The 24,316-nt window shown below is 41.7% G+C and carries 12 protein-coding genes; all 12 read left to right on the forward strand.

What is annotated here, in order from left to right; translation table 11 throughout:
• Positions 1-360: 360 nt before the first annotated feature.
• Complete coding sequence (locus GO621_RS02715; protein ID WP_157563959.1) at positions 361-1,569, forward strand: ROK family protein; 1,209 nt, start codon at positions 361-363, stop codon at positions 1,567-1,569.
• Positions 1,570-1,738: 169 nt separating this feature from the next.
• The gene (locus GO621_RS02720; RefSeq protein WP_232335571.1) at positions 1,739-4,435 is read left to right on the forward strand and encodes a glycoside hydrolase family 2 protein; all 2,697 of its coding nucleotides are present in this window, start codon (positions 1,739-1,741) and stop codon (positions 4,433-4,435) included.
• A 6-nt stretch (positions 4,436-4,441) separates the two neighbouring features.
• Positions 4,442-6,361 carry a glucosamine-6-phosphate deaminase gene (nagB, locus tag GO621_RS02725; protein WP_157563963.1) on the forward strand — a complete coding sequence of 640 codons (1,920 nt, stop codon included), beginning with the start codon at positions 4,442-4,444 and terminating at the stop codon, positions 6,359-6,361.
• A 212-nt stretch (positions 6,362-6,573) separates the two neighbouring features.
• Complete coding sequence (locus GO621_RS02730; RefSeq protein ID WP_157563965.1) at positions 6,574-7,899, forward strand: sugar MFS transporter; 1,326 nt, start codon at positions 6,574-6,576, stop codon at positions 7,897-7,899.
• A 23-nt stretch (positions 7,900-7,922) separates the two neighbouring features.
• Positions 7,923-9,344 carry a glycoside hydrolase family 125 protein gene (locus GO621_RS02735; protein WP_157563967.1) on the forward strand — a complete coding sequence of 474 codons (1,422 nt, stop codon included), beginning with the start codon at positions 7,923-7,925 and terminating at the stop codon, positions 9,342-9,344.
• 162 nt (positions 9,345-9,506) lie between these two features.
• On the forward strand, positions 9,507-11,750 hold the full coding sequence (locus GO621_RS02740; RefSeq protein WP_317163378.1) for a family 20 glycosylhydrolase: 2,244 nt from the start codon (positions 9,507-9,509) through the stop codon (positions 11,748-11,750).
• Between the two features lie 107 nt (positions 11,751-11,857).
• Positions 11,858-14,149, forward strand: coding sequence for a GH92 family glycosyl hydrolase (locus GO621_RS02745; protein WP_157563971.1), 2,292 nt, complete (start codon positions 11,858-11,860; stop codon positions 14,147-14,149).
• 207 nt (positions 14,150-14,356) lie between these two features.
• Positions 14,357-14,950 (forward strand): RNA polymerase sigma factor, encoded by a 594-nt coding sequence (locus tag GO621_RS02750; RefSeq protein WP_157563972.1) that lies wholly within the window; start codon positions 14,357-14,359, stop codon positions 14,948-14,950.
• A gap of 1,139 nt (positions 14,951-16,089) precedes the next feature.
• Positions 16,090-17,250 carry a FecR family protein gene (locus tag GO621_RS02755; RefSeq protein WP_157563974.1) on the forward strand — a complete coding sequence of 387 codons (1,161 nt, stop codon included), beginning with the start codon at positions 16,090-16,092 and terminating at the stop codon, positions 17,248-17,250.
• A gap of 204 nt (positions 17,251-17,454) precedes the next feature.
• Complete coding sequence (locus tag GO621_RS02760) at positions 17,455-20,895, forward strand: TonB-dependent receptor (protein ID WP_198170106.1); 3,441 nt, start codon at positions 17,455-17,457, stop codon at positions 20,893-20,895.
• Between the two features lie 17 nt (positions 20,896-20,912).
• Positions 20,913-22,685 carry a RagB/SusD family nutrient uptake outer membrane protein gene (locus GO621_RS02765; protein ID WP_157563978.1) on the forward strand — a complete coding sequence of 591 codons (1,773 nt, stop codon included), beginning with the start codon at positions 20,913-20,915 and terminating at the stop codon, positions 22,683-22,685.
• Positions 22,686-22,758: 73 nt separating this feature from the next.
• Positions 22,759-24,168: an alpha-L-fucosidase gene (locus GO621_RS02770; protein ID WP_157563980.1), complete on the forward strand. Its 1,410-nt coding sequence runs from the start codon at positions 22,759-22,761 to the stop codon at positions 24,166-24,168.
• Positions 24,169-24,316 lie beyond the last annotated feature (148 nt).

Genomic DNA, 24,316 nt, shown 5'->3' on the forward strand with positions numbered 1-24,316 from the left:
GTTCCACTGCCATACTTTTTTAGGACCTGTTTAAATTTTCTTCAGAAAGCTGTTGATGCTTCTTTTATCGGCATAAAAAACTTATTGTTGGGTTGATGCAATCCATCAGTGCCGATTTTATGCCGGTAAAAGAAGCATTGTATTTTCTCTCAATAAAACTTAAACAGGCCCTTATAGTTCAAAATATAATCTCAGTTTTTTACTTGGTAAAAGAAGCATGGCAAATAACCTTATAATATCAACAAGCCTTTGGTCTATTTCATCATAAAATAAAACCTTGCACTTCTTTTTTAAATTTTTAAAAAGTTTTTTGTTTTTATCAAAAAATAAAATTAAATATGTAAAATATTAAAAAAGGAAATGGGGGACAATAAGATCGATTTTTTAATCAGCCATAGCAAAACGATCAAATGCCTGTATTATCATACGCTGTTAACCAGTACGGAAGTAAGTAACCATACCGGAAAAAGTATTCCAAATGTGATAAAGACATTGAACGAGATGATTGCAGAAGGTTATGTGGAGGAAAAAGGGTTGGCCAATTCCAAGGGTGGCCGAAAACCGTTAAATTATTCCCTTGTAGCTAATACGCATTACCTCCTGTCGGTTGCAATGGACCAGTTTTCGGCGCAAATGGTGCTGGTGGACATGAACAATCAATTTGTAACTGATGTGGCACGGTACGGGTTTGAGCTGCGTGACCTGCAAACAGATAAGTTTATTGAATATTTAAATCATTTTATAAAAGCTTCCGGGTTTGCCAAAAATAAGATTATAGGGATTGGGATAACGATGCCCGGGTTTGTTGATACTGAAAAAGGTGTAAATTATACTTATTTAAAAGTAGCCGGCCAAACCCTGGTAGAATACATCCAGCAAAATATCTCTATCCCGGTTTTTTTAGATAACGATTCCACAGCTATCGCGCTTGCCGAGCAGAAGTTTGGTGTAGCGGCTGGGATAAAAAATGTGATGGTATTAAACTTAGGCTGGGGGATTGGCCTGGGTATGATCCTGAACGATAAGATCTTCAGGGGGAACAACGGGCTTGCGGGCGAATTCAGTCATATCCCGCTTTTTAAAAACGGTAAGCTTTGTACTTGTGGCAAACATGGCTGCCTGGAAACGGAAGCTTCCTTAATTGCAGTAACGGCAATCGCTAAGCAGGGGATTGGGCAGGGGGAAATCACCAGTCTTGCAAATTATGAAGATATAGATGCAGACATCATTATAAACGAGGCAATTAAAGGTGACAGGTTTTCAGTAAAGCTTATTTCAGAGGCCGCTTATCATGTAGGGGAAGGTTTGGCCATACTGATCCACCTGATGAACCCGGCGGCAATTGTTTTAAGCGGTAAAGGCAGCGTTGTAGGTAAATTATGGCTGGCACCCATACAACAAGCTATCAATGAGCATTGTATCCCCATGTTAACCAGCCATACAACGTTCATCATCTCTGAACTCAATACCAGGGCGCAGTTAATTGGCGGGGCTGCATTGGTGGTAGAAAATTTTGGTAAAAACCTGGAAAGTAAACTGAATGAGATAGAAGACCAGGTTTCTGTATAAATGGCTAAACCTTGTGCACATGAATAAGATTTTTTTTAAATCAGCTTAAAAAAAGTGGTTATGTTGGGAAGTAACCAAAAGCTAAAATAGAAAATTAATACGGATAGGATTAGGATGAATATACCTGCACCTGCCAGAAATAAAGGGCTAAAAGAAGCCTCTTTTAAAATTGATTATTGATTTTAAACTGAATACATTGCAAAAACCAACCGGAATACCTTCCATAAAAAAATCTTTAAAAGCGGTTTTACATGCTGTTTTTATCGGTGTTTTTTTAGTGGCAAGTGCCAAAGCGCAAACTTCTTATGAGCTAAATTCCGGCTGGAAATGTACCCAGGTTACTGAAGTTAAGGCAGATGGAATTGCCTTGTCCCAGCCAAATTCTGCTACCCAAAACTGGATGCCGGCCACCGTTCCCGGAACAGTTTTAACCACGCTTCTGAACAATAAAAAAGTGCCCGATCCTTTTTACGGAATGAACAACGAGCGTATCAAGGACATCTATAATACAGGGCGAGATTATTATACCTATTGGTTTGTAAAGGATTTTGACGAAGCTGCACCAACAAATGGCCGTCAGGTTTATCTGAATTTCCGGGGAATTAATTACAGTGCCGAAATCTACCTGAACGGTAAAAAAGTAAACCCGAAAACGCATGTGGGCATGTTCTTGCGGGAATCTTACAACATCACTTCTTTTATCAATAAAAACGGAAAAAACCTTTTGGCGGTACTTGTTTACCCGCCAAACCCGGTTGGAAATCCGAACGGCGGACAAGGCGGCGACGGCCGGATTGCTAAAGGTGTTGGTTTGCAATATACTGCTGGCTGGGATTGGATCCAGCCAATGCGTGATCGTAATACCGGCATCTGGGATAAAGTTACAATTGAAAAAACCGGCGAAATCAACCTTAAAAACCCACATGTAATTACCCTGGTTCCTGGAGTTAGGAAGATTGCAGGAATACAGCAACCAGCAATTATCAAAGCCTCGGCAGAGCTGCAAAACCCAACAAATCATACGGTAAAAGGAGTATTACAATATGTGTTGGATGGCAGCACGGTTTCCAAATCGGTGGCCATTCAACCGCATACAACAACAGAAGTTTCGCTGGCAGATTTCAGCCTTAAAAATCCAAAGTTATGGTGGCCAAATGGTTACGGTCCGCAAAACTTGTACAACTTAAAAATGAGTTTTTTAGTTGGGGGAAGTGTTTCAGATCAGGAAAATGTTTCGGTTGGCGTAAGGGAAATTTCTTCGGAATGGAACACGGAAACGCATAGTCGGCAGATCAACGTAAATGGACAAAAAGTTTTTATTAAAGGCGGCAACTGGATTATTTCGGATGCGATGCTTCGTTTTTCTGATGCCCGTTACGATGCGGAAGTTCATTTTCACCGCGATATGAACCTGAATTTAATACGGGTTTGGGGCGGTGCTTTGGTAGAACGGCCGGAATTTTATGCAGCCTGCGATAAATATGGCTTGCTGGTTTTCCAGGATTTCTGGATTTCGGGCGATGCAAACGGCAAATGGGTTGACCCGGCGAAAGCCGACGACCAATGGACACGCCGCAAATATCCGGACGATCATGCTTTGTACTTAAAATCCGTTTCCGACCAGATCAAATTAGTTAGAAACCATGCTTCACTGGCCATCTGGTGCGGCGGAAACGAAATTACGCCCCCGGAAGATATTTTGCTGGCCGTTCGTGATACGATCATGCCCAAACTGGATGGCACGCGCTGGTTTGTGGATTATTCCAACTCCGATAAAATGTCGTTAAACACAATGGGCGGCAATGGAGATGGCCCGTACGGCATCCAGCCACTTTCTGCTTTTTGGGTAGATCGTACCTGGCCATTTAACTCCGAAGTTGGTTCAGTTGGTGTAAGTGATTATGAATCGCTGCAACGTTTCATTCCTGAAAAAAATATGGTTGCGCCGCAATATTCAGCCGAAAAGAAAAGCAGCAAAGTTGATTCTGTTTGGGATTATCATAAATATATCGGCTACGATGCTTCCATAGACCCATACGGAAAAGCTGAAAGTGCAAAAGATTTTGCTGCGAAAGCACAATTGGTCAATTACGATCAATACCGCGCTTTGATGGAAGGTTTCAGTTCGCATATGTGGAGCTGGTACACAGGCACGATCATCTGGAAAACGCAAAACCCCTGGACGGCGATGCGCGGGCAGATGTACGATTATTACCTCGACCCGAACGCTTGCTTGTACGGTTTGCATAGCGGAAGCGAACCTTTACATGTGATGTATAATCAATTTACCGGAATGGTTTCGGTGGTGAACAATACGTTCGAAACGAAGCGCGACCTGATGCTGACCGCAAGAACAATAGACATGAACGGTGCCGACAGTTTGCTTACACAGGTTTTTGTAGAAGCGCAGGCTTCATCCGTTAAGGGTTTTGTATCGCTAAAAAGAGTAGTGGAACGCCGGGCAAAAAGCAAAGGCGTATTTTTATGTCTGCAAATCTTTGACAAAAATAAAAATAAGCTGAGCGAAAACATCTACTGGCTGCCGGATGCAAATGGCAATCATTCGGGTTTGCAGAAACTGGCAGCTTCGCAATTGCAAACTTCCGCACAAAAATTAAACAATGGCAAAATAGAAGTTACGTTAAGCAATCCGGCAAAAGCACCGATGGCTTTTTTTAACCGTTTATCATTAGTGGATGGTTCTACGCACAATCGGGTTTTGCCGGTTTTTTATTCGGATAACTATGTTTCCGTGCTTCCTGGCGAAACAAAAAAAATATTGGTAGAAAACGCATCAAAAATAAACAATCCGCAGCTTTCGGTAAGCGGCTGGAATTTGTCTGAACAATTTATTCATATCAACTAATATATTATGGCCCGTTTAAATTTATTGGAAGAGACCAGGTACGAGAAGCTGCCGGTAACGGTTTATCCTGATGCTTCTTTTGCTTCTAAAAAAGTAGCGAAAAGGATCGCCAATCTGATCATCGCAAAAAATGAAAAAGGTGAAAAAACGATTTTAGGACTGGCAACCGGCGCTACGCCAATTAAAGTTTATGCCGAACTGATCCGGCTGCACCGCGAAGAAGGTTTGAGCTTTGAAAACGTGATTACCTTTAACCTGGACGAATATTATCCGATGAAACCAGACGCGGCGCAGAGTTATGTGACGTTCATGAACGAAAACCTGTTCGACCATATCGACATCAAAAAGGAAAATATCCATATTCCGGACGGAACGCTAAAACAGGAAAATGTGGCCGCTTTTTGTCTGGAATACGAAAAAAAGATCAGCAGTTATGGCGGCCTGGATTTACAGGTTTTAGGGATCGGCCGTACCGGGCATATCGGATTTAACGAACCGGGCTCGGCGCCAAACTCAGGAACAAGGTTGGTTACCTTAGATGATTTGACGAGAAGGGATGCTTCCCATGATTTTGGAGGAAAAGAAAATGTGCCGGTAAAGGCTATTACGATGGGTATCGGAACGATTTTTAAAGCACGGGAAATCATTTTGATGGCCTGGAACTATAAAAAGGCATCGATCATCAAAAAAGCAGTGGAAGGGGAAATTTCTTCGGATGTTCCGGCCACTTACCTGCAGCTTTCAGAAAATGTAGAATTTGTGCTGGATGAAGAAGCAGCCGCAGAACTGACCCGTTTTAACACGCCTTGGCTGGTTAAAGATTGCGTATGGACAGACAAGCTGATCAAAAAAGCAGTGATCTGGCTGGCTGGTACGGTACAAAAACCGGTTTTAAAACTAACCGAAGAAGATTACAACAACCACGGTATGGCACAACTGGCTACAGAAAAAGGACCGGTTTACAACATTAATATTGATATTTTTAACCAGGTACAGCATACCATTACCGGCTGGCCGGGCGGCAAACCAAATGCTGATGACAGCCAGCGGCCGGAGCGTGCCGAACCGGCAAAAAAACGGGTAATTGTATTTTCGCCGCACCCGGACGACGATGTGATTTCGGTTGGCGGGACTTTTATCCGTTTGGTTGACCAGGGGCATGATGTTCACGTAGCTTATCAAACTTCAGGCAACAACGCGGTTTGGGATGATGATGCCTTGCGTTTTGTGGAGTTTGCCATTGATTTTGCCAAAAGCCAGGGTGAAGAACCATCCAAACTGGAAGGATTGTATGACAGCATGCGCACTTTCTCCCAAAATAAACTACCTAACGAAGCTGACCCGCAGGAAATGAAAACGGTAAAAGGGCTGATCCGCAAAGGCGAAGCTATTGCCGGGGCACGTTTTGCCGGCGTTCCCGATGACCATATCCACTTTATGGACCTGCCTTTTTATGACCGCTCTAAGGTTCAGAAAAACGTGAGCTATGAAGATGATATTCAGGAAACGATGAAATTACTTCGGGAAGTGCAGCCGCACCAGATCTTTGCTGCCGGGGATTTTGCCGATCCGCACGGCACACACAAAATCTGTTTCAATATTATGGTTGAAGCTTTAAAACGATTGAAAACTGAAGAGTGGACTAAAAACTGCTGGATCTGGCTGTACCGTGGGGCATGGCATGAGTTTGAAACGCATGAGATCGAAATGGCCGTTCCGCTTTCGCCGCAGGAAGTAATCCGCAAACGATTGGCTATTTACAAGCACCAGTCGCAAAAAGATTTACCGGTTTTCCCGGGCGATGATGCCAGGGAGTTCTGGGTGCGGGCAGAAGACCGCAACCGTGAAACAGCTTGTGCTTATGATAAGCTCGGCATGGCAGAATATGAAGCCATGGAAGCTTTTGTAAGGTATAGATTAGATTAATACCGGTAAAAACAGTATTGAACAAACCCGGCTGTTATTTCGACGATAGGAGAGATCTTCATCAAAGCGAAAGGGAAACCTTGTATTATTTGAAGAAGATTTCTCCCGGCGGTCGAAATGACAGCGAAAGTTGAAATGACAGCAGAAGGCATAATGAATTAGTAATGCTTCTTTTATCAACCTAAAAACAGTAAACCCTAACTCTTTTTAAAATGACAAATGTTACCAGTCCGGCCTTAGCAGGAAGTATCAAGCCGGATAAAAGTTCTAATGCTATCCTGATCATCGGGGCCTTATTCTTCATTTTCGGTTTTGTAACCTGGATGAACTCCGTTTTGATCCCTTACTTAAAGCTGGCCTGCGAGCTTAATAATTTTGAATCCTACCTGGTAGCATTTTCATTTTATATTTCTTACCTGGTGATGGCCATTCCATCCGCCTGGCTGCTGAAAAAAACAGGTTTTAAGAATGGTATGTCCGTTGGGCTGGCCATTATGGCCGTTGGTGCTTTAATTTTTATTCCGGCAGCTTTAAGCAGAACGTACATACTGTTTTTATTAGGCTTATTTGTTCAGGGAACGGGTTTGGCCGTTTTGCAAACGGCATCCAATCCCTACATTACTATTTTGGGACCGATAGAAAGCGCTGCCAAACGCATCAGTATTATGGGTATCTGCAATAAAATTGCGGGCGCTATTGCCCCGATTGTATTAGGGGCGATCACTTTAAAAGATGCAGACGGTTTAAAAGCAAGGTTAGTTTCGATGCCTGCAGCACAAAAAGTTACAGAGTTGAATGAACTGGCCCATCGCGTAATTACACCTTATATCGTTATTGTGATCATTCTGGTCATCCTGGCCATTCTGATCTCGTTTTCCACATTGCCCGAAATTGATACCGACCATGAAAATGAAAACGTTGCTGCTGCCAATACCGGTAAAACCAGCATCTTCCAGTTCCCGCATTTACTGCTGGGTGTGTTAACCTTGTTCTTATATGTTGGGGTAGAGGTTTTGGCCGGAGATTCGATCATCAGCTACGGAGCAAGCCAGGGCATTCCTTTATCTACGGCAAAATTCTTTACCACCTGTACTTTGCTTGGGATGACTATCGGTTATATCACCGGCATTATTTGTATCCCGAAATATTTCAGGCAGGAAAAAGCGCTGAAAGTATCCGCTGTACTGGGCGTTATTTTTTCGCTGGTTGCTATTTTTACTACCGGATATATTTCCGTTCTGTTCATCGCCTTGCTTGGCCTGGCCAATTCATTATTGTGGCCCGCCATCTGGCCGCTGGCTATTGCCGGCCTGGGCAGGTTTACCAAAATTGGTTCTTCTTTTATGATCATGGCTATCGGCGGCGGCGCTTTGATCCCTTTGGCTTATGGCCGCCTGGCCGATATAGTTAACCCCAGCCATGCTTACTGGATACTCGTCCCATGTTATTTGTTTATCTTGTTTTATGGGATAAAAGGCCATAAAATTGGTGTTTCACCTAATGTAAAAGTTGCTGATGTTTACCCGGTTTCAGAATAGCCTGTCGTAATTTATTTTTTAGTATGAAAAGAAGTACGTTTTTACAGCAGGCAGGTTTGTTATCTGCCGGATTGATATTTAATAAAAACCTGTTTGCCTCTGGTATTGAATATAAGAGTTTAAGGCCGGCCTTAGCTAAAAGAAACTTTACCAGTAAGGCTGTTGAAGAGGCCATTGTACAGTTCAAATCAAAAGTTAAAGACCCGGAACTGGGCTGGCTTTTTGAGAACTGCTTCCCGAACACCTTAGATACCACCGTTTTTTATGCCATAAAAGAAGCACGGCCGGATACGTATGTGATCACCGGCGACATCGATGCCATGTGGCTGCGCGACAGTTGTGCCCAGGTTTGGCCTTATCTTCCTTTCGTTAAAAAAGACGAAAAGCTGCGGCAACTGATCGCCGGGGTGATCAACCGGCAAACGCATTGTGTTTTGGAAGACCCTTATGCCAATGCTTTTTATAAAGACGATACGAAGGTAAGCGAATGGAAAAGTGACTATACCACGATGAAGCCCGGCATACATGAGCGTAAATTTGAAATCGATTCGCTTTGTTATCCCATCCGCCTGGCGCACCGTTACTGGAAAGAAACCGGCGATACCAAGCCTTTTGATGCAAATTGGAAAAAAGCAGTTGAACTGATCCTGCAAACGTTTAAAGAGCAGCAGCGCAAAACCAGCCGCGGCCCTTATCATTTCCAGCGCAATACCCATACCCCGACAGACACCCTTCCGATGGGCGGTTATGGTTTCCCGGTAAAACCAAACGGACTGATTTGCTCGATGTTCCGTCCTAGCGATGACGCTACGATCTATCCGTATCTGATTCCGTCCAACTTTTTTGCAGTCATCAGCCTAAAACAAGCTGCTGAAATAGTGGATGCTGTTTTTAAGGATGAAAAATTAACATTGGATTTAAAAAGTTTAGCTGAAGAGGTAGGAGACGCTTTGCAAAAACATGCTGTTGCAGAACATCCGGATTTTGGAAAGATCTATGCTTTTGAAGTAGATGGTTTTGGCAATAAAAGTTTAATGGACGATGCCAATATCCCAAGTTTGCTGGCGCTGCCTTATCTGGATGCGGTTTCGGTATCCGATCCGGTTTATCAGAACACGCGGAAATTTGTATTGTCTAACAGCAATCCGTTTTTTTACCGGGGAAAAACAGCAGAAGGCATAGGAGGGCCGCATGTAGGAAAAGACGGCATGATCTGGCCGCTCAGCATAATTGCACGCGGCTTAACGAGCACAAACGATGAGGAAATTAAACATTGCATCAGGATGCTGAAAGCGAACCATGCCGGCACAGGTTTTATGCACGAATCTTTTAACAAAGATAATCCGGCAGATTTTACAAGAAGCTGGTTTGCCTGGGCCAATACTATTTTTGGCGAGTTTTTGTGGGAAACCTATCAGCAAAAGCCACAGTTGCTCCATGTATAATTTACCCTGGTAAAAGAAGCATGCTTCTTTTACCAGGCTTTTTTTGTTGCGTTAAATTTTTCCGGTAGCTGAAGTGTTTTTTAACCGGTCATCAATATAAAACCTATTATGAGAAAATATTTTTATAGAAAAACAACCTGTCTTACGCTCCTTTTTTGCTCCGTGTTTTTTTATAAAACCCAGGCGCAGGAGGCAAATGCAAAATTTCCGCTGATCCCGTATCCAACCGCCTTAACGGCAGGCACAGGCAGTTTTGTGATTACTGCAGAAACCCGGATCGTCTCGCCTAGTTCCCGCTTTACCAACGAAGCTTTGCAGCTGAATGCACTTTTGAAACAATATTTAGGCAAACCGCTAAAACAAGGCAAAGCGGGCCCGGCGCACCAGATCTTACTGCAATATGATGCCGGTATTGCTGCTCCGGAAGGTTACCGTTTAAATATTACTGCTAACACGGTTATTTTAGCAGCAAAAGAAGCAGCGGGCATGTTCAGGGCGGTAGAAACGGTACGGCAATTGCTACCGGCGGATGAACGCAGCCAAACGTTCCTCAAAAAAGTTTCGCTTCCGGCAGTCAGCATTACCGACCAGCCTGCTTATGCCTGGCGCGGCATGCACCTGGATGTTTCCCGGCACTTTTTTTCGGTTGATTATCTAAAAAAGTTTATCGACAGGCTGGCGCTGTACAAGTTCAATAAGTTTCATATCCATTTAACAGACGACCAGGGCTGGCGCATCGAAATCAAAAAATATCCGAAACTGACCGAAGAAGGCGCCTGGCGCACCTTTAACAGTCAGGATTCTGTTTGCATGGCACGTTCCAAAGACAATCCTGATTTTATCATCGATCCAAAACACATCATCCAAAAAAACGGAAAAACGCTTTATGGCGGCTTTTATACCCAGCAGGAAATGAAAGCCGTGGTAGCTTATGCAGCGGCAAGGCACATCGATATCATCCCCGAAATTGATATGCCAGGCCACATGATGGCCGCCATCAATCTTTACCCTTTTTTAACCTGCAACGGCGAAAACAGGTGGGGAAAAGATTTTTCAACCCCGATTTGCCCAATCAATGAAAGTACTTACGAGTTTGCACAGAATGTTTTTACGGAGATTATGGACATCTTCCCAAGCAAATACATTCACATTGGCGGTGATGAAGTTGACCGCACCGATTGGGAAAAATCAGACGTTTGCAGGGATTTTATGGCGAAAAACAACATGAAGACCACCGCCGAACTGCAAAGCTATTTTATCAACCGGATGGAAAAGTTCTTCAACTCTAAAGGAAGGAAACTGATCGGCTGGGACGAGATCCTGGAAGACGGTATTAGTTCTACTGCGATGGTAATGTACTGGCGCACCTGGGTTTCGACAGCGCCGGTAAAAGCGGCCAAAAACGGTAACCAGGTTGTGATGTCGCCCGGAAACCCGCTTTATTTTGATGCCCAGCCCAATCCGTATTCCATCTCCAATGTTTATCACTTCAACCCTATTCCAAAAGGTTTAACAGACAAAGAGGCACAAAATATTGTAGGTGCACAGGCCAATACCTGGACGGAATGGATCCCAACGGAAAACCGCGCCGATTATATGGTTTTCCCCCGAATGACTGCCCTGGCAGAACGGTTATGGACCAACAAGGACGAGTACGAAACGTATCTGCAGCGGTTAAAAATGAACTATCCGCGTTTAGATGCCTTGGGTGTACATTACCGTTTACCAGATATTGCAGGTTTGGTAGACCAGAACGTTTTTACCGACCAAGCGGTTTTAAACCCGGAGAAACCAATGCCAGATTTAACGCTTCGCTATACTACGGATGGAAGTTTGCCTGATCAAAATTCAACCCCGCTTAATGCTCCTTTTACCATCCAAAAATCAATGTTCATCCGGCTTGCCGCTTTTACACCAGCTGGAAGCCGCGGCGATATTTATAACCTGCATTATACCAAACAAACCCTTGCCGAACCGGTAACTGCTTCTGTTAGCCCGGGGCTGCTTTGCAGTTATTATCCCGGCCCTTTTAAAAGCGCCAAATTGATGGCTGGCAAAGCAAATGCTGTTTTTACCGTTGATAATATTGAAGTGCCAAAAGAAGCAAAGGCATCCAGTTTCGGCTTAAAATATCAGGGTTATCTTGATATTCCTGCGGATGGTATCTACACTTTTTATTTAACGTGTGATGATGGCGGCATCTTGCAGCTTGCAGGCAGGGAAGTAGTGGACAACGATGGCTGGCACAGTGCTATCGAAAAATCCGGACAAATAGCCGTAAAAAAAGGATTGCAGCCTCTTGCACTTGACTTTGTAGAAGGCGGCGGCGGTTATACCTTGAATTTGAAATATAGTGTAAATGGTTCTGCTCCGCAAAGCGTTCCGTCATCCTGGTTAAAACATTAAGCCTGTGAGAAGAACGCTTCTATTTTAGGCTGATAAAAACAGCATCCGCTTTTGGCAAAACATATTATGAATTATGATTTTTCATCCATAAAAACAGCATTTGTACCATGACTTTAAAACCGGTCCTGAATAAATTTTTACTGCTCTTAAGCGCTTGTATCATTTTTGCTGATGTAGGTTACTGCCAGCAAAAGCCTGTTCAAGTTATCAAAGAGCAACAGCAGGAAAACCTGTGCAAATATGTTGATCCGTTTATCGGAACAGGTTTTCACGGGCATGTTTTTATGGGCGCCAATGTTCCTTTTGGTGCCGTGCAATTAGGCCCAAGCAATATTTCGCAGGGTTGGGACTGGTGCTCCGGTTATCATATTTCCGATTCTACCATAGTCGGTTTTCAGCATACCCATTTAAGCGGGACCGGAATAGGCGATCTGGGCGATATTTCTTTGATGCCTACAACCGGACCCATCAAAACGATGAAAGGCAGTGCGAAAGATTTGCAAAGCGGTTATGTTTCGCTGTTCAGTCACCAGGATGAAACCGCCCGCCCAGGTTATTATGCCGTAAAATTAAAACGATATGATATTGCTGTAGAATTAACGGCGACTAAGCGTGTGGGCTTTCATCAGTACACATTCCCTAAAAGCGGCCAGTCGCATATTGTGATTGACCTGCAGGAAGGTTTGGGATGGGATAAGCCAACGGAAACCTCCATCAAACAGGTTAACGAAACCACAATTACGGGTTACCGTTATTCCACCGGCTGGGCGAAAGACCAGCGCGTTTATTTTGCGGCCGTTTTTTCAAAACCGGTTAAAGATTTTTCGGTTTACGATGGTTTAGCTGCTAAAACAGGTACATCTTTAACAGGTGAAAAAGTAAAAGGCGTACTTACTTTCGCTACCAAGGAAGGTGAAAAAGTACTGGTAAAAGTAGGCATCTCGCCGGTTAGTACCGAAAACGCGATGATGAACATCGGGGCAGAAATTCCCGGATGGAATTTTAACCAGGTTGTTGCGGCTGCAGGACAAGCCTGGAATAAAGAGCTGCAAAAAGTGGAGATTAAAACATCCAGCGAAAAGCAAAAACGTATTTTTTATACGGCTTTGTACCACACGATGATCGCGCCGTCAATATTTAATGACTACAATGGCGATTATTGGGGCACCGATAAAAAAGTGCATGCAAAAGCAGCATTTACCAACTATACTACATTTTCTTTGTGGGATACTTACCGTGCTTTAAACCCGCTTTACACGCTTATCCAGCCAGAAAAAGTTAATGATATCATCAATACCATGCTTGCCATTTACCAGCAGCAGGGCAAGCTGCCGGTCTGGCATTTAATGGGGAATGAAACCAATACGATGGTAGGTTACAGTGCCGTACCTATTGTGGCCGATGCATATTTAAAAGGGTTTAAAGGCTTTGATGCGAACCTGGCTTATGAAGCGGTGAAAGCCAGCGCGATGCGCAATGACGGCGGCTTAAATTATGTGAAAAAGCTGGGTTATATACCGGCAGACAGCCTGGTTGAATCTGTGGCAATGGGTTTGGAATACAGTATTGATGACTGGGGAATTGCAGCAATGGCCAAAAAAATGGGAAAAGCGGCCGATTACCAATACTTCAGCAAACGGTCGGAAAATTACCGCAACTATTTTGATCAGCAAACCAATTTTATGCGTGGAAGATTATCGGCAAGCGAATGGCGCACGCCTTTTAGTCCCTTCGAATCGCGACACCGACGTGATGACTATACCGAAGGGAACGGCTGGCAATACACCTGGCTCGTTCCGCAGGATGTAAAAGGATTGATTGCTTTACAAGGCGGCGAAAAGCTCTTCATTCAAAAACTCGATTCGCTGTTTATAGTTAAGGGAAGCTTGGGGAAAGAAGGATCGCCGGATATTTCCGGCCTGATCGGTCAATATGCACATGGCAATGAGCCATCGCACCATATTACTTACTTGTATAGTTATGCCGGGCAGCCCTGGAAAACAGCCGAGAAAGTACGTTTCATCATGGATAATTTTTATACCGATCAGCCGGATGGCATTATCGGAAATGAAGATGTCGGGCAGATGTCGGCCTGGTATGTTTTGTCGTCCTTAGGGTTTTACCAGGTTAATCCGGCAAGCGGTGTTTACGTATTTGGCAGTCCGCTTTTTAACGAAGCCACCGTACAACTGGCAGCAGGTAAAAAGCTGCACATCATTGCTAAAAATAACGGCGCTAAAAACATTTATATCCAGAATGCTTCTTTTAACGGTAAAAAATATACACGTACATTTATCACTTACCAAGAGCTGGCGCAAGGCGGCCAGCTGGTGCTGCAAATGGGCAGCAAACCTAGTGCAAGCTGGGGCAGTTTGGCGAAGGACCGGCCGCAGCTATAAATTAGATAAAAAGCTTTTTTAAGTTTGGCCGCTATTGCTTGTTTCTGTGCTAATGTTGGATAGATTAACAAATGTTAATCAATGATAATACTTACAATTCAGCTTAAAAGAAAGTGACTTAATAAGGGATTATTCAAACCTTGAAATAATTTATAGCTATACTAATCCAATCCTGTAAAAGATTATAATATTAACGGTTATAGGTAAATGAGTACTGACAGGCAAAACGATGAGATTTTATTTGACCTTTTAAAACAAGGCCATATAGCTGCTTATAAAGAGATTTATGACCGTTATAAATCTATACTCTATATTCATGCCTATAAAATGCTGCAGGATGAAGAAGAGGCGAAAGATGTGGTTCAGGAGGTTTTCATCATATTATGGAATAAACGCACAGAAATCAATTTAAAAACTTTTTTAGCGGCTTATTTATATAAAGCAGTAAAAAACCGCATCTTAGACCTGATTGCCAATAAAAAGGTGAGGTTAAAATATGAAGGTTCTTTGCAAAGCTTTCTGTTGCAGGGAGAGTGCTTAACTGATTATAATGTTAGGGAAAAAGAATTGCGTATCATCATTGAAAGAGAAATATCAAGCCTGCCAGCTAAAATGCGTACCGTATTTGAGCTAAGCAGAAAAGAACATCTGCCTTACAAACAGATAGCCCAAAGGTTAAATATTTCTGATAAAACGGTTAAAAAGCAAGTGAACAATGCCATAAAAATACTCCGGCTTAAATTAGGTTCACTTTTTATTCTGCTCCCCTTTATAGAAAAGTTGTTTAAACTTTTTAGCTGAAATCTTCTGATGCTTCTTTTAGCACTATAAAATTAGCCTCGCCCTGCCCTCTCCAAAGGAGAGGGAGCTGCCGGTACAAAAGTTAATGGCTTGCAGATTTTTAGGTGATAAAAGAAGCATATCAAACATCCTGAACAAAATTTAAACAAGCTTTTAATTAAGAAGTTGTTTAAACTTTTTTCCGGCCCTCTTTTTTAGGGTTGATGCTTCTTTTATCACCTAAAAAATGTTAACCATTGTTTTTTTGATCGATTAAATGTAAACACCAATTTTTACCCGTTAAATCACTAAAGACCTATAAGGTTTTGAAAACCTTATAGGTCTTTAGTGATTTTGTGTTTGTTTTCCGGTACCAGTTCAACACGCTATAGATCTTCTATTTTTAGGTGATAAAAGAAGCATATCAAATATTTTGAACAAAATTTAAACAAGCTTTTAATTTATGAAGTTGTTTAAACTTTTTTTTCTTGCCCTCTTTTTTTTGGGTCGATGCTTCTTTTATCACCTAAAAATGTTAGGGCCTGTTTAAATTTGATCCTTTGGTTTGATGCCCTTTGATGCCCTCATTTTTTAAATGTTTTTGGTTTTTTGGCTAAAGCCTGTTGCCGGTTATCCTTTATCCACGGCCTGAAGGCCGTGGCAACTGCATTTGGACCTGACTGGGCGTTCTGTCCGTACAAGGCCAATTCAGCATTAGTAAATAAAAATCTTTCGTAAAACCAAGCTTTAAAATTGCCACGGCCTTTAGGCCGTGGGTTGCATAAACACAGGCAGCGGCTTTAGCCAAAAAAGGGACACACAAAAATTACGGAATATATTTTAAACAAGCCCTGAATGATTAGTTTTTGATTTTTTAGGTTTGATGCTTCTTTTATCACCTGAAAATGCTGGTCATCGGGTTTTGATTTTTTGTGTTGATGCTTCTTTTATCACCTAAAAATGTTAACCATGTTTTTTTGATTGATTAAATGCAAACACCAATTTTTACCCGGTAAAAGAAGCATCAGTATATCCAAGGATCTGTACAAATTTAAACGGGCCCTAAAGTTTAAACAACTTCTTATATAAAACTTATTTTTTCTACTACCAGCATCTCTTTTGTCCGTCATATCCCGAAAAGGTATCAATATCTTTTCTTTATGAAGAACCAGGAAGCGAAAGCGTTATTAGAAAAATACAAATCAGGGAATATATCTGCTGAAGAGCAGGCCCGGTTAGACAGTTGGTACCTGTCGGAAGCAAAATCAAAACAAAGTACAGTGGATTATGATGCAATGGAAAGGCACCTGGATGCAATCTGGGCCAGCTTGCCAGTTCATCATCAACAGAAAACAGTTGTCGTTAAAAGTATATGGGGCAGATGGATGGCTGCTGCCGCCATCCTGATTGCACTTTCGGTAGGATTATATTTCTATGCCAACCGTAAATCCGAATATTATGCATCCAATACAACCAATCATCCAAAACAGGAAATTACGCCTGGAGGAAATAAGGCAATTCTAATCTTAGCCGATGGATCTAAAATTGATTTGAATACTACTTCAAATGGTGAGGTTGCTAAACAAGGAAGTTTAACAATTACCAAGGCCACAACTGGCCAACTGATCTATAAAACATTAGGCCCTAAAGGTAAGTATCCCCAAGGAACATTAGCTTTTAATACCGTTGAAACTCCAAAAGGAGGGCAATATGCAATAAACCTGCCCGACGGAACCAGGGTTTGGTTAAATGCAGCCTCATCTTTAAAATTCCCTACACAATTTGCAAGTAATGAAAGGAGGGTAGAATTGACCGGAGAAGGCTATTTTGAAGTGGCAAAAGATAAAACCAAGCCCTTTAAAGTGGTTACAGATAAACAGGAAATTGAAGTATTAGGTACACATTTTAATGTAAACGCCTACACAGATGAAAATGCAATAAGAACAACCCTGCTGGAAGGCAGCGTAAAGATCACGGTAGGGCGTACAAACCAAACAGTTCAACAATCAGTGATACTTAAACCTGATCAGCAAAGCGCTTTAGGCCGATCAGGCATAACTATAAAGGACGTGGATACAGAAGATGCCGTAGCCTGGAAAAATGGCTACTTCAATTTCAATGAGAATATTGAAAGTATCATGAAAAAATTATCCAGGTGGTACAATATAGAGGTTGTTTACGAGACCAGCAAAGACCCCGATTTGTTATTTGCCGGTAAGGTATCGCGCTTAAAAAGTATCAATTCTGTTTTAAATATTATTGAAGCAACAGGAAACGTTCATTTCAGGATCGAAGGAAGGAGGGTAACGGTGATGAAATAAGGATTACTTTTCCGGTTATCTGAAGAAACAAGGCCCCGACTGCCATCAGGGCCCTGATCAGTATTTAGATTAAACCTTTCAATGCCTTTTATGCGGGGCAATTAAACTAACCAATACGTTAAACCTAAACATGCCAAATGTATGAATTTTTACAAGCTATTTTTATGCGGTAAAACCAACCGTATAAATAAAATCCTGTTCGTAATGAAACTCATTATAGTTATTTTAACCACAGCTATATTGCAGGTAAGCGCCAGCAGTTTTGCTCAACGGGTAACTTTAAATGAAAAAAATGCCTCGATCAGTAAAATATTTAACCATATCAGGGAACAAACAGGATATGATTTTTTTTACAACCTGAAACTGATCAAACAGGCCAAACCAGTATCTATTGATGTAAAAGATGCAGGTATAGATGAGGTGTTAAAAGCCTGTTTTCAGGGCCAGCCTTTTACTTATATCGTAAAAGAGAATGCAGTTATCATTAAAAACCGGGTTAAAGATTTATCGCAGGAAAGCGCTGCTGTTATACAAACGATTACTGTTAGGGGTAGGGTATTAGATGAAAAAGGCCTTGGGCTGCCAGGGGCTACGGTAAAAGTAAAAGGAACTACACAGGGGACAGTTACAGACCAGAACGGTGTTTTTAAATTAACCGATGTTGATGAAAATGCCATGTTGGTTGTATCCTTTATCGGATATAATCCTATAGAGGTCAAAGTAAACGATAAATTAGAAATGACCATCACTTTATTACCGCACGCCAACTCTTTAAATGACGTTGTGGTAGTAGGTTTTGCTACTCAGAAGAAAATTGACCTTACCGGCGCAGTCGATCAGATTAGCGGTAAGGACTTACAAAACAGGCCATTAACAAATGTAGGGGACGCTTTGCAAGGCATGATGGCTAACCTTAACGTAACTACTAATTATGCCGGAGGAAGCCCTGACGCCACAAAAACCATAAACGTGCGCGGTTATACGGGTTTTAGCTCCTCCGGTGGTAATAACCTTGCCGGTCCGCTTATTCTTGTTGATGGTGTAGAAACAAATATCAACAGCATCAATGTAAATGATATAGAAAGTATCAGTTTGTTAAAAGATGCTGCCTCTTCGGCCGCTTATGGCTCAAGGGCGCCTAATGGCGTTTTATTAATTACTACAAAGCAGGGTAAAAAAAATCAGCCCCTTAGGTTAAGTTATTCTAATAATTTTTCATACGCCCAGCCATTAAATGAACCAACGATGGTGAATTCACTTGAATTTGCAAATACGATGGACGAGGCATATACCAATGCAGGTTTAGCGCCGCTGTTTACTGCTGATGCCCTTAAAAGGATTAAAGCTTATATTCAGGATCCCCAAAACACCCCTACTAACGTTGCTGTTCCGGGCTCTGATGCTTATGCCCGGTATGACCCTGTATTTCCAAATTCAAATAATGACTGGTTTAAAATTTATTTAAAAAAATGGTCTGCAAGCCAGCAGCATAACCTAAGTGTAGATGGCGGCAGTGATAAAATAACCTATTTTTTTGGGGTTGGCACTACAGATCATAACGGTTTGTATAATTACTTTAATGATAGTTATAAACGGGACAATTTCAGGGCAAATATTACTGCCGATGTTAATAAATACGTTACCTTCAGCTTAAAAACCTCCTATTCGCAGGAAAACATTTATTCTCCTTATAACGGAGGAACAAGCACAGGCGGCGACTGGTTCCATCAACTGGCCAGAATATGGCCAACAGTAGCCTTAATTGATCCTAACGGTGGCTACGAATTTGCATCTTACGTGCATCAGATAGAACAAGGCGGTAGCAATACTAGCCGTACCAACAATAGTCGGATAAGCGGTGATATTACCATTAAGCCATTGCCTGGCTGGAATATCACCGGTCATTATAATTATGATTACAACAATTACAACATCTTATCCTCTGTTTTACCTTTTACCTATGCAGTACCGAGTAACCCTGAATTTCTTAGCACTACCATATCCTCTGTCAGCCAAACATACTCCGCTACCAATTATTATAATTATAATCTTTTTAGCAGTTATGAGAAACAAATAGGGGGCCATTATTTTAAAGTATTGCTGGGCGAGCAGACGGAGAAGAAGACCTATTCCAATTTAACAGGAACAAACCAGTATTTGTATAGCATAACAGAACCATCACTTGCACTTACCAGTGGTACAACACCTTCTACCACAGATTTAGGTGGTTATAGCTGGGCTACAAACAGTATAATTGGCAGGATTAACTATAATTATAAAGAAAAGTACCTGGTTGAAGGCAATGCAAGCTATATGGGAACTTCCTTATTTCCTATTAATACACGATATCATTTATTTACTTCAGCATCAGCAGGATGGAATGTTTCCAGGGAAGATTTTTTTAAACCTCTTTTAAAGGCTATAAATAATCTAAAATTCAGGGCTTCCTACGGAGGGCTGGGCGATATTTCCCAATTTCTTAACAGCGGAAATTATTACCCGTACCTCAGTAATTTGCGCACCGGATCATCTACAAGCAGCCAATGGATATTTACACCTGCAACCGGCGGACGTTTGCCTTATGTTGCCAACCCAAGCCAGTTGGTAAGCCCTACACTTACCTGGGCAAAGCCTTCGGAACTTGATTTGGGTGTAGATGTGGATTTCCTGACTGATTTTAGCGCTACTTTTGATTGGTACAATAAAAATATAACCGACCAGTTTGGCCCTCCAAATACATATCCTGCCCCGTTAGGGGTTACCCCGCCGACAGTAAACAGTGCTGCATCCAGAACTATCGGATGGGACATGACGGCCTCTTGGAAGCACCGTGTAGGTGAAGTAAATTTAATGGCAAGGGCAACCTTATCTCATTATGCCGGAAAAATAACTAAATATACCGGAAATCCTCAAAGCCTCATCACCCAGCCTTATGTAGGCGAACCAATGGGCGCTATATGGGGATTTAAAACGGTAGGTAAATTTCAGACTCAGGCACAAGTTAACAGTGCCCCAAGTCAAACTGCCATTAATGCCACCGGTTATCTGCCTGGCGATATCCAGTATGCTGATCTTAACCACGACGGAAAGATCACTTATGGAAGTAATACTGTTAGCAATCCGGGCGACAGAACCATTATCGGCAACAGCACCCCTAAGTACTTATATGGTTTTACTACCAGCGCTAACTGGAAAGGAATTGATCTCGTTGTCTTTATTCAAGGGCAGGGACATGCTGATTATATGCCAAGTAACAATTATTTCTGGGGAATCACTTCAGAATACCAGAGTACGGTAACCCCGAAGTTAGCCGACAGGTGGTCGCCTACCAATCCTGATGGTTATTTCCCACGAATAGATATTAATAATGGTGCAGGTAAAAATCAAATCCCCCAATCCGGATATTTGTTAAATGCGGCTTATACCCGGTTAAAAAATGTTCAGTTAAGTTATACTATCCCGGATCAGCTTACCAAAAAATTCCATGTATATCAGCTTAGATTATATACAAGTATTGAAAATGCACTGACCTTTTCGGGCGCATTTGCACATCAGTATGTAGATCCCGAACTATTGCAGTCGGATGAAAAAATTTATCCTTTACAACGAACCTACTCTTTTGGTTTGCAAATGAATATTAAATAATATTAAAGACTTGAGATATGAAACCGAGACAAATTGTATATCTGTATTCCATGATTTGCTTACTGGCAATTGCTTCCTGTAAAAAAAATGATTTGTTGAACCAATTGCCGCCAACTTCGCTTGCAGAAGCCTCTTACTGGCATACTACAAATGATTTACAGAATTACATGAATAATCTCTATGGCGTTGATGGTATTTTTCCTCATTACCTGGGTTATAATAACTTAGGCATCTATAGTGTTGATGACAATAGCGATAATATGGTGCCACAAACGGTTAATGCACGGTTAAACGGCCAGTTAACAGTTGCAGGTAACGGTGGCTATGCGGATTGGACAAATATCCGTAATGTAAATTATTTCCTGGCGAATTATAAAAAAGTTACTGCATCGGCAAGCAGTGTTGCACCTTACCTTGGCGAAGCCTATTTTTTCAGGGCTATTTTGTATTTTCAGGCAGTTCAGAACCGTGGTGCTATGCCCTGGATAAATAAACCCTTGGACCTTACCGATACGGCTTTGATAAATGCCCCAAGGCTTTCAAGAGATATAGTAGTAGATTCAATAGTAAATGATCTGAATAAAGCAATCGCCTATCTGCCAACTAAAAGCAGTGCCCAAACACAGCGTTTATATAAAGAATATGCGGAAGGATATAAAGCAAGGGTGTGTTTATATGAAGGTACTTGGGAGAAATATCATGCTGGTGATGTTTTTGGTGTTGCCGGCCAAAATGGCGCTAACTTTTTACAAATGGCCGCTGATGCCGCCAACCTGGTAATTACTTCAGGAATTTATCAACTGGATAATGTAGGTGTACCTAACGGTTATTTTAATTTATTTAATCAAACAGACTATAGCAGTAGTAAAGAAATAATGTTTTGGGGCGCCTATAACCAGCAGGCTAACATTACAACCGACTGGCAGAATTATTACCAGTTTGGTTCTTCCGGTACAAATTCTGATGGTATATCAAAAAGCTTAGTGGATGATTATTTGTGTAATGATGGCAATCCGATCAGTATAAGTCGTAATTATCAGGGAGATGATTCGCTTGCGCATGTTTTAAAAAACCGGGACCCAAGATTAAGGCAAATCGTTTTCTTTTATGGCGATACGGTGATATCCAATATGCCAGGGGCTAATCCGATTAAAAGATTTACTTACCCCGCGCTCGTTTCCGGTACCCCATGTACTACCGGTTATCAGATCAGAAAAGGGCTTAGTACAGATTTTTTTCAGGATGTTCATAATGGGCCAGGAGGTACAACAGGAACTATTTATATGCGTTATGCGGAGATCTTACTTACTTATGCAGAAGCGCGTGCAGAATTGGGTTTGATAAACCAAAATGACGTAGATATAACCATTAATAAACTAAGAGACCGGGTGAAAATGCCGCATTTAAATATAGGTAATATCATTCCTGATCCAAAATGGGCATTTCCGCAACTTTCTCCTGTTATTAATGAGGTCCGCCGCGAACGCCGCGTAGAATTAGCTTGCGAAGGTTACCGGCTTAATGATATATGCAGATGGGCTGCTGCACCTGTCCTTATTGTAGGCAAGCAACCTTTAGGCGCTATGGCAAAACAATTTTTAACAGTTATTCCATCTCTCGTTGTTGGTAAGAATATATATGTTAACCCACAAGGTTACATTCAACCCTATACAAATGTAAGCAGCATGGCAAACGGTTATAACTTTAATGTGAACAGGGATTACCTTTTGCCAATTACTTTGCAGGAAACAACAGTGAACCCTAAAATAAAACAAAACCCTGGTTGGTAATAGATCAGCAACAGGTAATAAAGATGTTTAACAGCGCATCTATAGGATGCGCTGTTTTTATTAAATAGTGAGCATGAAAAAAAGCTTTTACTATACACGGATATTTAAATTTATCGCAGTATGGTTAATGTTGGCAGAAACTTCTTTAGCGCAGGTTAAAGAAGTTCCGAAACCAAATAACCGGCAATTAGCCTGGCAGCAAGCTGAATTTGGAGTGCTGCTCAGTTACGACCTTCATGTGTTTGATACAACAAGATACATTCAGGCAAGTAACAGGATTACGCCTATCGCTGATTATAATATTTTTAACCCCAAACAACTGGATATGGAGCAATGGGTTAGGGCAGCAAAAGCTGCAGGTGCAAAATTTGCCGTGTTTACCGCTACGCACGAAACCGGTTTCGCCATGTTTCAATCTGATGTAAATCCATACAGTTTAAAAGCGCTAAAATGGAGAGATGGAAAGGCAGACCTGGTAAGGGAATTTGTTAATGCCTGCCGAAAATACGATATAAAACCAGGTATTTACCTGGGCATACGCTGGAACTCTTTTTTAGGGGTGCATGATTTTAAGGTTGATGGCGCAGGCGAAATGCAGAAACAGCGGCAAAAGTATTACAACACCATGGTGGAAGGAATGGTAAAAGAAATTTGTACAAAATATGGTCAGCTGTTTGAAATATGGTTTGATGGCGGGGCCAGCAGTCCCGAAAAAGGGGCACCGGATGTTTTACCCATCGTTAAAAAATATCAGCCGGATTGCTTGTTCTATCATAACGATCAATTAGCAGAAGCACGTTGGGGAGGTTCAGAAAGCGGAACTGTGGGTTATCCTTGTTGGGCAACTTTTCCTTATCATTTTACCGGAAGCGGTGAAAGTGCAATCCCCGGCATTTCGGCAAATGGTTATGCTTTGTTAAAAAACGGAGATCCCGAAGGAAAGTATTGGGTGCCGGCAATGGCAGACGTTCCGTTAAGAGGCTATAACGGAAGACATGAATGGTTTTGGGAACCAGGCGACGAAAGCCATATATTTCCATTAAATAATTTGGTGGAAATGTATTACAAGTCGGTTGGAAGAAATGCTACACTAATTTTAGGCTTAACACCAGACAACAGAGGTTTATTACCTCAGGCAGATGTGCAGCGTTTAAAAGAATTTGGGACCGAGATAAAATGTCTTTTTGAAAACCCGATTGCAGAAAAATCCGGATCAGGTACATTGATCACCATAAAATTAGATAAACCTGTGGATATGGATCAGATCGTAATTGCTGAAGATATAACCCAAGGGGAAAGGATACGCTCTTATGAGGTAGAAGCTAATTTAAGCGGCAAGTGGCAAAGCGTATGCAACGGCCAGTCTATAGGCAATAAAAGAATACAAACATTTAAAACGGTAAACACCAATCAGATCAGGTTGAGGATCATCAAAAGCGATGCCCGGCCGGTTGTAAAACTGTTTCAGGTTTTTAAAATTTAAGATGCTTCTTTTATCACCTAAAAATTAAAGCTTGTTTAGATTTTGTTTAATCTGTTTCACATGCTTCTTTTATCACCTAAAAATTGATCCATTCACCTGTTTCTTTTATCCGCAGAAAAAATAAAAAACGAATTTTATAACGATAAAA

It is taken from the genome of Mucilaginibacter arboris (assembly GCF_009754915.1).
GTDB classification, from domain to species: domain Bacteria; phylum Bacteroidota; class Bacteroidia; order Sphingobacteriales; family Sphingobacteriaceae; genus Mucilaginibacter_A; species Mucilaginibacter_A arboris.